This is a genomic window from Nostoc sp. LPT, from assembly GCF_017115165.1.
GTDB lineage: Bacteria > Cyanobacteriota > Cyanobacteriia > Cyanobacteriales > Nostocaceae > Nostoc.
In genome coordinates, this window is record NZ_JABXKF010000156.1 from 60390 (window position 1) to 75012 (window position 14623).

Sequence of the window (14623 nt, forward strand, 5' to 3'; positions counted from 1 at the left end):
ATTAAGCCTTAACGTTACGAGATTAAGGCTTAACGCTATAATGTTAAGCCTTAAGGTTACGACATTAAGCCTTAACAATTACAACATTAATCATCAGCATCATAAGATTAAGGCTTAAGGTTACGACATTAAGCCTTAACATTACAACTTTTTGACAAAAGCTTATGCGATCGCTCTTTAGGGTAGTGCGCTGCGTCCGATCGCTAGCAATGCTTAAACAAAACTTATAAATGATTCGATGTTGGCAATAAATCTTGCACCTAGCGACTTGGAAATTGTATCTTCGCAAAACAGCCCAACAGAAAGAAAACGCTTTCTCCCAATTACAAATTACTGTCTTCTCACCGAGACGCTCCGCGAACGCAGCGGTAGCGAGTCCGCGTACTCCTACGGAGAAGCAAGCTACGCGCAGCGCAAGGTAGAGAGCGTCATTACGAATTATTCTCTCGTGCTGCCCAAATTGCCTCGCCCACCTCTCCAGCGCACTCCTCACCCGTCGCCTCGTGCTAAAGTGCCAATTGTACAACAGCCGAGTTACGGGTGGGTCAGCTTCTAAGATTGATGGGTTAATTCGCACGTTGGGTACAGCTAATCTGTTTCTGATTAATCCAAATGGGATTATTTTTGGCCAGGGTGCGAGGCTGGATGTTAAAGGTTCTTTTGTGGCGAGTACAGCGAATGCACTGCAATTTGGAAATATCGGATTTTTTAGCGCTACTGCGAAAAATATCCCTTCACCGTTGTTGACTATTAATCCTTCAGCATTGCTGTTTAATCAGATTAATCAAAACGGAGATATTCAAAATAACTCAGTTGCACTCGCAGGAAAAGATCCAGCAGGCTTTAATACATTTGGTTTACAAGTACCAGATGGTAAGAGCTTACTGCTAGTAGGTGGTAATGTCAGCATGGATGGGGGACGATTAAATGCTTATGGTGGGCAAGTTGAGTTAGGAGGATTGGCGGAACCTGGTAGTGTAGCGCTGGGTGTAGATGGTGATAATCTCAGCTTGAAATTTCCTGATAATGTGACGCGAGCAGATATATCTTTTACTAATAGCGCTGGTGTTTTTGTAGAAGCTGCTGGTGGGGGTGATATTGCAGTCAATGCCAGGAATCTAGAGATTTTAGGAGGAAGTGTCCTAAGTGCTGGTATTGGGCAAGGTTTGGGGACACCTGAAACTGTTGCGGGAGATATTACGCTTAATGCTACCGGGGAAATCAAAGTTGCTGGTGAGAGCAGGGTTCGTAATCTTGTGCGTTTCGGTTCACAAGGCAATGGGGGTAACATTACTATCGATTCTGGTTCATTCTCGTTACGCGATCGCGCTCAACTTCAAGCCTTAACCCGTGGACTTGGGAATGCGGGGAATATGACAGTGCGGGCAACAGATGCTGTTTCTCTTGCAGATAATGCTTACATCTTCAGCACGGTGGAAGCAGGAGGTGTAGGTAAAGGTGGCAATATCAATATCTCCGCTGCAACACTATCACTAATTGATGGCGCTCAACTGTTAACCATTACTCGTGGTGCATCTGCAACAGCGCCAGCAGGACGGGGAGATGCGGGAAATGTCAATATTAATGTTACTGGGAAAATTGATATTGCTGGGGAGAAAAACGGTTCTGTTAGTGCGATTGGCAGCTTTGTGGATACGGGGACAGTTGGCAATGGGGGTAATATTACTATCGATTCTGGTTCATTCTCATTACGCGATCGCGCTCAACTTGCTGCCTCAACTTCTGGACAAGGGAATGCAGGGAATGTGACTGTGCAGACACTTGATGCTGTTTCACTGGAATATGCTGGTATCCTCACCACAGTGGAAACAGGGGGTGTAGGTAAAGGTGGCAATATCGATATCTTTGCTGCAACACTATCACTAATTGATGGCGGTCAACTGGCAACCATTACTCGTCGTGCATCTGCAACAGTGCCACCAGGACAGGGAGATGCGGGGAATGTGAATGTGAATGTTACTGGCGCTGTTAATATTGCTGGGCAGAAAAACGGTTTTATTAGTGGGATTGGCAGCTTTGTGGAAACGGGGACAGTTGGCAATGGGGGTAACATTACTATCGATTCTGGTTCATTCTCGTTACGCGATCGCGCTCAACTTCAAGCCTTAACCCGTGGACTTGGGAATGCGGGGAATATGACAGTGCGGGCAACAGATGCTGTTTCTCTTGCAGATAATGCTTACATCTTCAGCACGGTGGAAGCAGGAGGTGTAGGTAAAGGTGGCAATATCAATATCTCCGCTGCAACACTATCACTAATTGATGGCGCTCAACTGTTAACCATTACTCGTGGTGCATCTGCAACAGCGCCAGCAGGACGGGGAGATGCGGGAAATGTCAATATTAATGTTACTGGGAAAATTGATATTGCTGGGGAGAAAAACGGTTTTTTTAGTGAGATTGGCAGCTTTGTGGATACGGGGACAGTTGGCAATGGGGGTAACATTACTATCGATTCTGGTTCTTTCTCGTTACGAGATGGCGCTTTTCTTTCTACCTCAACATCTGGACAAGGGAATGCAGGCACAATTAAACTTAATACTACTGATTTTTTCACTATTTCTGGTAGCAGTTCAAACTTTATCACTGGCTTGCTCGTTAACTCCCAAAGTACGACGGGTACTGCTGGAGATATTATCGTCACCTCACCTAGAGTTACCCTAGATAACAGTGGCACACTTCAAGCCCAATCTGCATCAGGTAATGGTGGCGACATCAACTTACACACTGATTTACTCCTTCTGCGTCGTGGCGCTTCCATTTCCACCACCGCAGGCACAGCACAAGCTGGGGGTAATGGTGGCAACATTAATATTGATGCCCGATCAGGCTTCATCCTCGCTGTGCCTAGTGAAAATAGTGACATCACTGCCAATGCTTTTACAGGTAGTGGTGGGAGAGTGGATATCAAAACCTTAGGCATTTATGGTATTGAGTTCCGTGAAAGTCCAACTGTGTTGAGTGACATCACTGCTAGTTCAGAATTTGGTACACAAGGCACTGTAGAACTAAACACACCTGAGATTAACCCCAACAGTGGCTTAGTTGAATTGCCAACAATACCAGTTGACACCAAGGTTGCACAAGGTTGCTATAGTCCTACTTACGCCCAAAACCGATTTGTGATCGCTGGACGCGGCGGTTTACCACCCAATCCGAAAGACATTCTCACTCCAGATACGCCACAAATAGATTGGGTATCTCTTAAACCCAGCAACAACACCCGTTCCTTACCACCTGTTACCAATAAAACAACTACCTCTATCCCCAAACCCATTGTTGAAGCAACAGGTGCGACGCTAAACGCTTTTGGACAAATCGTCCTCAGTGCTAATTCATCCACCGCTACTCTTAATACTTCCAGACAGAACCCAATTCAATGTCATGGTAGCTAAAGTTATTCAGACTTTTACTGCATCCTGCCTGCTTATGTTGTTCAACAGCTTGACAACTACATCCAGCAGGGCGCAGACAGTAGTCAGCGTACAACTACCCCAAAACAATTCTCCTTCGCTTCTGCAACTCCCGCCACTGCTGTCCAACCACCTTCACCCAAAATACCACTAACACCTTCTCCACCACCGCAATTTCCGCCTCTATCCAAACTACTCCAACCTGATCAACAACTACCGACACCAGATGAACCACTCCCCGATACATCATAAATCTTTACTGTTAAACAGTTTGAAGTCATTGCTAGTACAGTATTCAGCCGATAAAAGTTGACTAAGGTAGTAAATCAATAGCTACATCTACAGCGATAATTTACTTAAATCATCACCAAGTTATTTCATGCTGCCAGTTATTGAAACTATTGTCTTACGTCAAATGGCTTCGGGCGATCGCCTCTACTTACAACTATACAAATTCATCGGCGCTCAACCTGGTAAAAAGGTTTACATTCAATCTAACCTACACGGTGCAGAAATCGCTGGCAATGCTGTTATTCACCAGCTAATTGAGTTTTTATTAACAATAAATGATACAGATTTAACTGGAGAAATTTGGCTAGTTCCCGTTTGTAATCCAATGGGGACGAATGAACGCGCTCATCATTTTTCCCCTGGCCGTTACTGCGTTTACGAAGCTAAAGACTGGAATCGCATATTTTGGGACTACGAGAAAGAAGCTGATGATTTAGTAGCTTTTACTAAATCTCAACTTCATATCGATCTAAAGGTCATTCGACAAAATTATTTAACTATAATTAAGCAACAATTCACAAAAATTTTAGAAAAAATTAATTCTCCTGGTGCAGTGCCATATACTGAGCTTTTTGGCTATAAACTACAAAATCTGAGTTTAGATGCAGACTACTTAATTGACTTACATAGTTCTACAGATCAAGCTTTAGAGTACCTTTATTACTTCCGAAATCGAGAAGACAGTGCGAAATACTTCGGGTTTGATTTTGGAATCTTACTTGATAAATACGATGGTGATGCTTTTGATGAAGCTTTTATCAAACCTTGGTTAGCATTGGAAGCTTGTTTTAAAGAGTTGGGTAGAGAAATCAAGTTTGATGTAGAAGCTTGGACACTGGAATTAGGAACAGGAATGCAAATGAACCCTGATTCAGTCGCGAAAGGGGTACGGGGTGTGAAAAACTATTTAGCGCAAAAAGGTATACTGCAAATTCCTGATTTATCGGATGATACAAAAACCCATGATATGACTTTCACATCTAGCAGCAACAGGAAAAAATATTATGCGATCGCAGGTGGGATGATTCAATCGAGAATAGCGTTAGGTAGTTTTGTAAAAGCGGGAGAAAAATTGTATCAAATTCTCAGTTTTAATAAAGAAGGGCAATTACCTAATGTAATAGATGTCTGCGCCCAACAAGATGGATTGGTTTATGATGTTGCAACCAATCAAGCTGTGAATGAAGGCGAGTTTGTATTGGGAGTTATTAGTTAGTTATTGGTCATTGGTCATTGGGAGTTTAGAGTTTTTTAACTCCTCACTCCTCACTCCTCACTCAGCACTCAGCACTCAGCACTCACTTCAGTCTCCTAAATAAATACTCATACCACGAGCAGTTTTAACTAAAGTACCATTGGGATCGACAGCGCTATATTGAGCGATCGCTTCTGTAATTGGTACACTTAATACTTGGCGATTTTGCCATGTCACCATGCGATCGTATTTAGCTTCGGCAATCAGATTAACTGCTGCTACGCCAAAGGCTGTTGCAACTAATCTATCCAGTGGTGAAGCAGTTCCACCCCGTTGAATGTGTCCTAAAACGGTGACTCGCGTTTCTACATCAATATGCTGAATAATTTCATCGGCTAAATATTCGCCAATTCCCCCGTATCGAGATTGACCTAAGCGATTGGTAATCGTCACATTTTCGCCGCCTTGGGTACGAACTGCTTCGGAAACAATAATCAAACAATAGTTTTTGCCTTTATCTTGGCGTTCTTTGATTTTGTGGCAAATATGCTCAACTGTGTAAGGGATTTCGGGAATTAAAATTACATTTGCTCCCCCTGCAATTCCCGCAGCTATGGCTATGTGTCCAGCATCACGCCCCATTACTTCCAAAATCATAACTCTGCTATGACTTGCAGCGGTAAAATGTAACCGATCTAGTGCTTCTGTGGCAATATTTACTGCTGTATCAAAACCAATGGCGTGTTCGGTAACGCCAATATCGTTATCAATGGTTTTGGGAATACCTACTAGATTAATACCGCCTTGTTGAGCAAGGCGACGCAAAATTGCCAAACTCCCATCGCCGCCAATACCAATCAAAGCGTCTAAACCTAGTTGATGATAACCTGCAATAATTTCTTCAGAGCGATCGCCTAAACTTCCATCCGCCATCGGAAAGGCAAAAGGGTCGCCTTTATTGGTTGTCCCCAACATTGTGCCACCCGCAGTTAACAACGAGTCAACTTGATCGACTTCCAGCTTGGTGAATTGTGGCGGACGCGCCATTAATCCTAGAGTCGCTTGACGAATTCCCAAAACCTCCCAGCCGTAAGTATTTACAGCACAATTTACTACAGCCCTAATTACAGCATTTAAGCCAGAACAATCACCTCCACTTGTAAGAATTCCTATGCGTTTGGGTTCTCCCACATTTTTTATTGACATTTTGATCCAAATGTATATATTAAGTAGTCGATGAAACTTAAGCCAAAGTTAGCAGCAGATTAAACTTAAGCAAAAGTCCTCCCTGTTAATGCCAAAGTAATTTTATGTTTCTTTTGTATCAAAAAACAAAACAAAGTCTAAAAATTCCGCAACTCTTGAGCCAGAAATCAGAATTTATGTGGGTTTGGTATGATTACTGATGAAATAAGGTAAACTTGGAGTTTAATTTTTTTAAGATTCTGACTACTGAATTCTGACTCCTGAATACTACAACTAAGGTTATCTCAGCTGTAAAATATAAGTGTAGAGCCAGTAGTAGATTAAACCTCGGCAAAAGCAATCCTTAAAAATGCCAGGGTAATTTTATGCCTATTTTGTGTCTAAGAAAAAACCAAGTTATCCCAGCTATAAAATATGAGGGTGGAGCCAAAGGTGACTAGTATTGAAAATTACACTTTCTCTTTTTCAGGAGAAGTAACAATTCCCCAAGCTCCTCCTGAATTCAAATCAGGTTTTATCGGCATTGTTGGTCGTCCAAATGTCGGTAAATCTACTTTAATGAATCAGTTAGTAGGACAAAAAATTGCCATTACATCACCAGTAGCACAAACTACACGTAACCGTTTGCGCGGTGTATTAACTACACCAGAAGCGCAGTTAATATTTGTAGATACACCAGGAATTCATAAGCCCCATCATCAATTGGGCGAAGTATTGGTGCAAAATGCCAAAATTGCTATTGAATCGGTAGATGTAGTGTTATTTGTGGTAGATGGATCTGTAGCTTGTGGCTCGGGCGATCGCTATATTGCCGAGTTGCTCAGTCGCAGCAAAACACCAGTAATTCTGGGCGTGAACAAAATCGACCAACAACCACCTGATTCCCAGTTTATAGATGATAGTTACGCCCAAATGGCCAAGTCTCATGAATGGGAAATCGTGAAATTTTCTGCCAAAACTAGTACCGGATTACCGCAACTTCAAGAATTATTAATTAAACATTTAGAAATTGGGCCATTATATTATCCTCCAGACTTAGTAACTGACCAGCCAGAACGCTTTATTATGGGTGAATTAATCCGAGAACAAATTTTATTATTGACTCGTGAAGAAGTACCCCATTCAGTTGCGATCGCCATTGACCTAGTAGAAGAAACTCCCAGCATTACCCGCGTACTTGCTACCATCAACGTCGAGCGTGATTCCCAAAAAGGCATACTCATCGGCAAAGGTGGAGCAATGCTCAAAGCAATTGGTAGTGAAGCCCGCGAACAAATCCAAAAATTAATCGCTGGCAAAGTTTATCTCGAATTATTTGTGAAAGTCCAGCCAAAATGGCGACAGTCGCGGATTAGTTTAGCAGAGTTAGGCTATCGCGTAGAAGAATAATAATTGGTCATTAGTCATTGGTCATTGGTCATTGGCAAGCAAAAAAAGCAAAGGACAAATGACAAATGACAAAGGACAAATGACAAAGGACAAATGACAAATAATTAATAAAAATGTCTTTAGAAACTCGCTATCCCTTAAATTTACCCGTCAATGCTCCGCCCTTGCGCGTGTTAATTGTCGAAGACGATCCGATGATGCAATTGGGATTAGAGCAATCGTTAATGGCTCATCCTCAGTTAGAGATTGTTGGACAAGCTGAAGATGGTTATTTGGGAGTTCAAGCCGCACTGCAACTGAAACCTGATTTGGTGGTTATGGATATTGGATTGCCGCGATTGGATGGTATTGCCGCAACACAGCAAATTAAGGCGGCGCTACCAGCAATTCATGTAGTGATGTTGACATCTCATCAAACAGAGACAGAAATTATTGCGGCACTGTCTAGTGGTGCAGATGCATATTGTATAAAAGGTGCTAGTGTAGAACGATTGTTAAGTGCGATCGCAGCCGCAGTTGATGGTGCAGCCTATCTCGATCCCCAAATTGCGCGGCGAGTAATTGATAATCTCAAACCGCCTTCACCCACTACCAACACCGCCAACTTATCTGGGCGGGAGTTAGAAGTTTTAAAGTTGATGGTAGACGGCTTGAGTAACCCAGAGATTGCCGAAAAACTCTATCTCAGTCCCAACACCATCAAAACTCACGTCCGAGGGATTATGAATAAATTAGCAGTGGATGATCGGGTACAGGCAGCAGTTGTGGCACTGCGTTCTGGCTTGGTTTGATGTCAGAATAAATTCAAATCTTTACTACCGAATATCTGGAACACTAGGCGTAGCGTTCCCTACTGTATCTGCAACTTTCAAAATACTAAATTTCAACCTTATGGTAGTATTTACAACTATCAAAATAGTTGTAATAACTTTAAAGTTAGCTAATTTTTTTCCATGCGCTCATTAATATTTCAAAATTTGAAGCTTACTATTCCTACAGCTTTAGCATTTACGGTTCTTGGCTATATTCTAAGTCTACCTCTAAGTTTACTCGTCAATTCAGAAGCAGCAAGATGGCAATTCTATCCGCAATCCAGAGTATATATTGAAACCCACAAGCTTGATGAGCTTGGAAGTTTCCAAGCTCAAGTAGCACTTGGAGGTACAGCGCTGGGAATCCTAGTAGCTCAAACAACTTTTATTGCGTATATATTTGGACTTAGCAATCGTAGCACTAAGCAGTAACCGACCTATGCAGCAAAATACAAAATAAAGCCATTGGTGCGATAACAGCCTATACGATTCTTTGACAATATGTTTTTATGAGGTAAACAATATAAGTAAATATTTCAATCCCATTCACAAGTAAAGGCGTACTTATGTACGCCTTTATAGCCGACTCATTTGTTGCCAAGATATTTGAAAAATAGTCTACTTCAATGCATTTTAGTTAAAAGAGTTTGAGAATTGATTAGGGTCTACATTTGCAGGAAATAACAAAATTTCCTTGCCTTCTAATTTTGCCTTCTGGTGAAGCAAAATTGCCTTTCCCAAAGAACAATATTTAATTGGCACCCATCTGTCGCTATAAAAGTAGACAGTTATTCGGCTCATTGCATACTCTTTCAACGGCAGTGGAAGAGACCAGGACGAGTCCACAGTTTGAACCTTACCTGTTGAGTCCATGCTCTGAACCTCAGTTATTAAGTATATTTACTTTCACCGATCGAAATGATAAAAAGGAACTATCACAAGTAATAACAATCTGCCTTAAAAGTACATCTTTAGATAAAAATTAGAATAATAAAAACTGATTTTACGCCTTTAGTAGTAAATGCGATCGCTACTTCTGGTATCTCAGCAGCTTGGATTATATCCACAGCATGACCCTCTGCAATAATCTTTACTGAGATCGCCATTGTAAGAATATGTAGGGATTTGATAGAGGATTGCGATCGCATAACCTCGTTTTCTTACAGCTATTTTCAGCTAAATAGCTGTAAGCTGTATGCATCTAACTCTTAACAAATGTCCACTCTAGTACCTTGATCGGGGCTTCTTGTAGTGCTTGAGATAATTCATTGCTGCTCTCAAATTTCACCTGGGAGAGGTCGCAGGCTTCGACGTTGACCGTGAATTTATCGTCTCGGAAGGGCCAGGGTTTGACAACAACTAAGTTATCACTACGCTGCATGATGTCATAGCGCTCACCTTCAGGGCCCTTGCTAATTTCTAAAAACCGCTCATCGTCAGGTAGTTCTTGTTGACAGAGAATAAGCGAAAGGCGATCGCACCATTGCATAAATGCATAGGCCGCGTCAACTTTCTCCTTTTTGATGCCTAATTCTTTACGCCAATGTTGCTGGTTTTGAAGTTGCTCGTCTAAAAGTTTGTCTAATTTTGCAGACTTACCCCGGCTTGGCTCATTTAAACGGCTGATGTGCATGGAAATTAATAGAGCCACCCATCGTCCACGGTAAAGGGCATTCTTTGCCAAATTAGCCAATTTCTCGACACCTGCATCTAGATCGGCATTTGTGGATAGGGTGAAGTCCTTCGGTGCACCCGCTTCAGTCAGAATATCTTCTTCCCACTCTTTTTCTAGGTCATCGTGATGGGAAATTGCAGCTATTGTTTCATATAACCTTTCTGGAGCATCTTTGCGTCGCCATTGTCCCGCTAGTTCAGCTGCTAATAAAGCATGGGCACGATGATAAATGACTTCCCAACCATTTGGCGTAGCGTTGACAATCACAAGTCAATCTCCTGATTTTGAATTTTGAGTTGAATTAATTTCTGAAGTCAGAAATGTCGGGGTAGAAATTGAAGCAGCGATCGCTCTAACTTTTTCAGTAGCTGAATATTTATAGCTATAGCTATTTTCAATTGAGTGTAATAGCCAAATACTCAGCGAAAATTCCCGACTTCTTAGAAAAGTCGGGAATTATTTTTTGCTTACTAGATGTAGCTAAACAACCCAAAAATTGCTAAATAAGGTGGGCTGTTTACTCAGAAGATGATTGGGAATTTTTCAGAATTCCCCAAAATCTCTTTGCTCAAAATCAACCTATACTCTAACTGCAACCTATGCAATTAAGAGTGGCTTTCTAGCGGATTAGCAACGTATTTGAATGTTGGCTCAGAATTCCAAGGACCACGCTCATCTTTACCATCTCCGTCTGTAGATAGGTTGTAGTAGAGAGCAACAGTTTCATCTGGCTTAACATTACCAAAGAATGGATCTGTCAACTTACCTAGCGAATCTAGAGCTTTCATAAACATCTGGGTATGAGAAATTTCTCGTGTTAACAGATGGACTAAAGTCTCTTGGGTTCCTTTATCGGTTGCCAACTTAATCAATTCTTCGTAAGTTTGACGAGCACCAGCTTCGGCTGCAAGGTTAGCTCTTAAATCACGCACTACATCTCCACCTTCATTCAAGTAATTTGCAGTCCAAGCATTACCTTGACTATCTAGAAAATGAGGCCCAACCCCTCGAATTGCAAAGAGAGTACTTTTATAAGCCTCTGTTTGATCAACATTTTTGGTATGACCTTCGATGAGCTTCCCAACCATTTCTAAATGGCCGAATTCCTCGATCGCAATGTCTTGGAGCATGTCTTTAATGCCAGCATTTTCGACATGGAATGATTGTACCCAATATTGAAGTGCTGCACTAAGTTCTCCAGTAGCTCCGCCAAACTGCTCTAAAAGTAACTGAGCAAAACGAGGGTTTGGTTCACTAATGTTAACTGAATGAATAAGCTCTTTCTTGTGAAAAAACATAGATTTACACTTCCCAAAATTATGATGTTACAGAAAGGATCGGCTATTTTATTGTCTTTTAGTTTTTTCCAATAAGAGCTAATCTGAATCTTTAATAGCTTTTCAAATTGGTGAACTAAAAGACTAATAAAATACAGTATTTACGTGAGTGTTGATAACTGCCAATCAGCGATTATGCATTCCTGCTTATTCTGATTAATCCCCATAAATAGTAACAATTGCACCAAGCACAGCTACTAAAATACCAGGGATTAAACCAGCGCCAGCCGGAGTAATTTGCAGAGTTCCTGTTCCTAGCAAGGTAAACATACTTCCACCAACGAAAGCACCAATAATACCCAAAATCATTGTGGAGAGAATTCCACCACCTTGATAGCGAGGATAAATAGCTTTAGCGTCGGTGTAAGCCCGCCATAGGCATCGCACCTGCCAAAAGTCCTAAAACTATCCAAGCAATAATACTCATAACCGCCTCAACACTCTCACCTATATCTAAGTTATCAAGTCTAATTCCAATTTATTTCTACCAGATGGGGTAAATGTTAAATCCAAAAGTTATACAAAATGATTTTCATCTAAATTAGATGATAATTGCCATTTTTACATTTTAATATTAACCGCAATTTTTTGCATATTTAAGTTAGGAGTTATTAACAACATATCTCATTAGAGATGTAATTATTTTCTGTAAACCTAAATATTATTCAATCAATTTATTCTCTTTTATCTCTATCTTAAGACATAAAGTTTATATCTAACTTTGTAGGGATATATTAAAAATATTTATTCATAAAAGTTTTGAATAATTTCGTGATAATTCATCATTACTTATCTATATCAATAATTAACCAAGCTTTTTATACATTTTTTATTTAACGAGTTTATTGAAATTACCTTTTGACTGCCTATCACGCTTCCGTTGCAATTTATGCACCACGTAAATAAGTTCAAAAATAAAATCGGATTACTATAATTTTAATAAGATCCCCTCAACTTTTATTTTTAAGGTAGATTGAGAGGAAAATATGTGGTAAAGATTTGCAGAAGCGATATCAAATAGCGCGGGAGAACTTTGTCTGTCGCGTTTTTGTGTGAGTATCAAATATGACAGCAATGTTTCTTACTAGTAATCTACCGATGTCTGTAATCTGGATTTTATTTTTTGATAAACTGACTAGACCATCGGCTTCTAGTGGTTTTAACGCCTCTAGTTCTTCAGAGAAATATTCATCAAAACTAATATGATATTTGTTTTCAATATCTTGCTTATAAAGTTGAAAGTGCGACATAATACCCATAATCACATCCCGTCTAATAATGTCATTCTGAGTGAGTTTGATACCTTTACTAACAGGTAAACTATTTGTTGCCAGTGTCTGATAATAATCCTTTAACTCCTTGTGGTTTTGAGCATAAGCATCTTCTAACATACTGATGGATGTTGCACCAAATCCAAATAATTCTGTTTCGGCGTGGGTAGTGTAGCCCTGAAAATTGCGTTTGAGAGTACCATTACGTTGAGCGATCGCTAATTCGTCATTAGTTTTAGCAAAATGATCCATCCCGATAAATAGATATTGGTTATTTGTCAATTCTTCAATAGTCATTTTCAGAATCTCTAACTTTTCCTCTGCTGGAGGTAGCGCTTCTTGAGGAATATTTTTTTGCGTCGGTTTTAGCCACGGCACATAAGCGAAGTTAAAGACGACAATTCGATCGGGATCTAATTCAATCGTTTTTTTCAGGGTCTTTTGAAATGTCTCGCGAGTTTGATAGGGTAAACCATAAATTAGGTCTACATTCACACTTTCAAACTTAGCTTCTTTGCTCCAACTCATGACATCAAAGAGCATTTCTTCTGGCTGGACACGATTTACAGCTACTTGAACTTGGCGATTAAAATCCTGAATGCCAAAACTAATGCGGTTAAATCCAATCTCTCTCAGAAAAAAAATGTAGTTTTTATCGATATAGCGGGGATTAATCTCAATTGAGATTTCTGCTTGGGGATCGATGTTGAAATAGCGATTGATGTTTTTCCATAAAAATTCTACTTGGTGATGCTCTAAGTAATTAGGAGTACCACCTCCCCAGTGGATTTGCAGTACTTTTCTATCTGGATCGATTAAAGCTGCGGTGTTTTTAATATCTTGAACCAAATGCTCCACGTAAGGTTTAGCAATATTCTTGTTGTTGGAAATTACCGTATTACAGCCGCAGAAGTAGCAAGCACTTTGGCAAAAGGGGATATGAAAATATAAACTCATAGGAGTTTTGCGTTGATTCGAGGCGGCGATCGCGGCCTTAAAATCAGTTTCAGTGAATGTTTCGCTTAACTCTGTAGCGGGCGGGTAACTGGTATATCTAGGTGCGCGAGTATCGTACTTTTGAATCAGATTCAGATCAAACTTGACACCAGGTAATAGAAAAACCATTGAGTTGCTTTCCAATGAATGAGGGGAGTCGGGAGTAGAGAGCAAGAGGGAAATAAGCAATGACGACAAATGACAAATGACAAATGACTTAAGCTATTAAAGAAAATTTGACCGAGTGCTTTAATTAAACTTCCCTCTAACTCTTGAGCCATCTTTAAATTGAACCCAAAGGCATTATTAGCTTCTGCAACAATCCGTTCTGCTGTTATATCATCAACAGGCAATGCATTTAATGCCTAACGATACTTATCCTTAAATGCCTTTTTGTCAGGAATTTGCTCAAAGTTGTAAAAGGATGTGCCTTCATAGCTAGAAAGCTTCAGGGTTGACTAAGCAACTTTTTGTAGCATTTGACCCCCAGATAGATCGCCCATGTAGCGAGTGTAGGCATGACCTAGCTATAAGGCTGGTTCACTAGCAGAAATTTCCCGAATGCGGTCAATGTAGCTCTGGGCAGCAGGTGAGGGTGTAATATCATGTCCGCTTGATTACTTATAAAACCCTAAGAACCCCAAAGAGCCAAAGCTACGCTTTGTCTCCCCTCCCGAAGAGCGGGCTACGATGTACACACAAGTCTCTACGTTGTTCTTTGAATCTGGGTTTTACCCCACCTTAACCACTGCTTGAATTCAATGAACGACCACCCGAATTCAATGAACGGCCACCCGAATTCAATGAACGACCGCCCGAATTCAATAAACGACCGCCCGAATTCAATAAACGACCACCCGAATTCAATAAACGACCACCCGAATTCAATATATTTATTGCATAAATTCTCAAAACCTCACCCCAAACCTGATTTACTAAGGTTTTAGCTTTAGTTTTACCCCACCCTAACCATCACTGCGATTAAGTAGGTAATCTTTGGGATTTAAGAAGAAATTC

At 40.7% G+C, this 14623-nt stretch carries 11 protein-coding genes and 2 pseudogenes; 5 read left to right on the forward strand and 8 right to left on the reverse strand.

Features of this window, described 5'->3' with window-relative positions; translation table 11 throughout:
• The first annotated feature begins 503 nt into the window (after window positions 1-503).
• A complete protein-coding gene (locus tag HWQ58_RS29960) occupies window positions 504-3416 on the forward strand; it encodes an S-layer family protein (RefSeq protein WP_292871147.1) in 2913 nt (970 codons plus the stop codon).
• A gap of 94 nt (window positions 3417-3510) precedes the next feature.
• On the opposite strand, the gene HWQ58_RS29965 is transcribed toward HWQ58_RS29960, so the two are convergent.
• Entirely contained in the window at window positions 3511-3684 is a 174-nt protein-coding gene (locus HWQ58_RS29965; RefSeq protein ID WP_292871148.1) for a hypothetical protein, read from the reverse strand.
• 129 nt (window positions 3685-3813) lie between these two features.
• On the opposite strand from HWQ58_RS29965, the gene HWQ58_RS29970 reads away from it, so the two are divergent.
• Entirely contained in the window at window positions 3814-4941 is a 1128-nt protein-coding gene (locus HWQ58_RS29970; RefSeq protein ID WP_292871149.1) for a succinylglutamate desuccinylase/aspartoacylase family protein, read from the forward strand.
• A gap of 87 nt (window positions 4942-5028) precedes the next feature.
• Here HWQ58_RS29970 and HWQ58_RS29975 read toward each other — a convergent pair whose 3' ends face one another.
• Entirely contained in the window at window positions 5029-6111 is a 1083-nt protein-coding gene (locus tag HWQ58_RS29975; RefSeq protein ID WP_292871166.1) for an ATP-dependent 6-phosphofructokinase, read from the reverse strand.
• A gap of 429 nt (window positions 6112-6540) precedes the next feature.
• On the opposite strand from HWQ58_RS29975, the gene era reads away from it, so the two are divergent.
• From era to HWQ58_RS29990, 3 genes are all read left to right on the forward strand, one after another.
• Window positions 6541-7515 carry a GTPase Era gene (gene era, locus HWQ58_RS29980; protein ID WP_292871151.1) on the forward strand — a complete coding sequence of 325 codons (975 nt, stop codon included), beginning with the start codon at window positions 6541-6543 and terminating at the stop codon, window positions 7513-7515.
• Window positions 7516-7628: 113 nt separating this feature from the next.
• Entirely contained in the window at window positions 7629-8306 is a 678-nt protein-coding gene (locus tag HWQ58_RS29985; protein WP_292871152.1) for a response regulator transcription factor, read from the forward strand.
• A 186-nt stretch (window positions 8307-8492) separates the two neighbouring features.
• Window positions 8493-8759, forward strand: a complete 267-nt coding sequence (locus tag HWQ58_RS29990; protein ID WP_292871154.1) for a hypothetical protein — start codon at window positions 8493-8495, stop codon at window positions 8757-8759.
• A gap of 539 nt (window positions 8760-9298) precedes the next feature.
• On the opposite strand, the gene HWQ58_RS29995 is transcribed toward HWQ58_RS29990, so the two are convergent.
• The 6 genes and pseudogenes from HWQ58_RS29995 to HWQ58_RS30020 all read right to left on the reverse strand — a co-directional run.
• On the reverse strand, window positions 9299-9433 hold the full coding sequence (locus HWQ58_RS29995) for a hypothetical protein (RefSeq protein ID WP_292871156.1): 135 nt from the start codon (window positions 9431-9433) through the stop codon (window positions 9299-9301).
• A gap of 95 nt (window positions 9434-9528) precedes the next feature.
• The gene (locus HWQ58_RS30000; protein ID WP_292871157.1) at window positions 9529-10269 is read right to left on the reverse strand and encodes a DUF3891 family protein; all 741 of its coding nucleotides are present in this window, start codon (window positions 10267-10269) and stop codon (window positions 9529-9531) included.
• Window positions 10270-10607: 338 nt separating this feature from the next.
• Window positions 10608-11300, reverse strand: a complete 693-nt coding sequence (locus tag HWQ58_RS30005; protein ID WP_292871159.1) for a manganese catalase family protein — start codon at window positions 11298-11300, stop codon at window positions 10608-10610.
• A gap of 172 nt (window positions 11301-11472) precedes the next feature.
• Window positions 11473-11766 (reverse strand): annotated as a pseudogene (locus HWQ58_RS30010) (GlsB/YeaQ/YmgE family stress response membrane protein).
• A 586-nt stretch (window positions 11767-12352) separates the two neighbouring features.
• Window positions 12353-13735 (reverse strand): oxygen-independent coproporphyrinogen III oxidase, encoded by a 1383-nt coding sequence (gene hemN / locus HWQ58_RS30015; protein ID WP_292871160.1) that lies wholly within the window; start codon window positions 13733-13735, stop codon window positions 12353-12355.
• An 86-nt stretch (window positions 13736-13821) separates the two neighbouring features.
• A pseudogene (locus tag HWQ58_RS30020) lies at window positions 13822-14208 on the reverse strand (biliverdin-producing heme oxygenase); the annotation flags it as partial.
• Window positions 14209-14623 lie beyond the last annotated feature (415 nt).

Excerpts from the sequence above, each read along its gene's own strand:
- HWQ58_RS29965 (WP_292871148.1), bottom strand. The coding sequence starts at position 3,684 with ATGATGTATCGGGGAGTGGTTCATCTGGTGTCGGTAGTTGTTGATCAG.
- HWQ58_RS29970 (WP_292871149.1), top strand. The coding sequence starts at position 3,814 with ATGCTGCCAGTTATTGAAACTATTGTCTTACGTCAAATGGCTTCGGGC.
- era (WP_292871151.1), top strand. The coding sequence starts at position 6,541 with ATGAGGGTGGAGCCAAAGGTGACTAGTATTGAAAATTACACTTTCTCT.
- HWQ58_RS29985 (WP_292871152.1), top strand. The coding sequence starts at position 7,629 with ATGTCTTTAGAAACTCGCTATCCCTTAAATTTACCCGTCAATGCTCCG.
- HWQ58_RS29995 (WP_292871156.1), bottom strand. The coding sequence starts at position 9,433 with ATGGCGATCTCAGTAAAGATTATTGCAGAGGGTCATGCTGTGGATATA.
- HWQ58_RS30005 (WP_292871159.1), bottom strand. The coding sequence starts at position 11,300 with ATGTTTTTTCACAAGAAAGAGCTTATTCATTCAGTTAACATTAGTGAA.
- hemN (WP_292871160.1), bottom strand. The coding sequence starts at position 13,735 with ATGGTTTTTCTATTACCTGGTGTCAAGTTTGATCTGAATCTGATTCAA.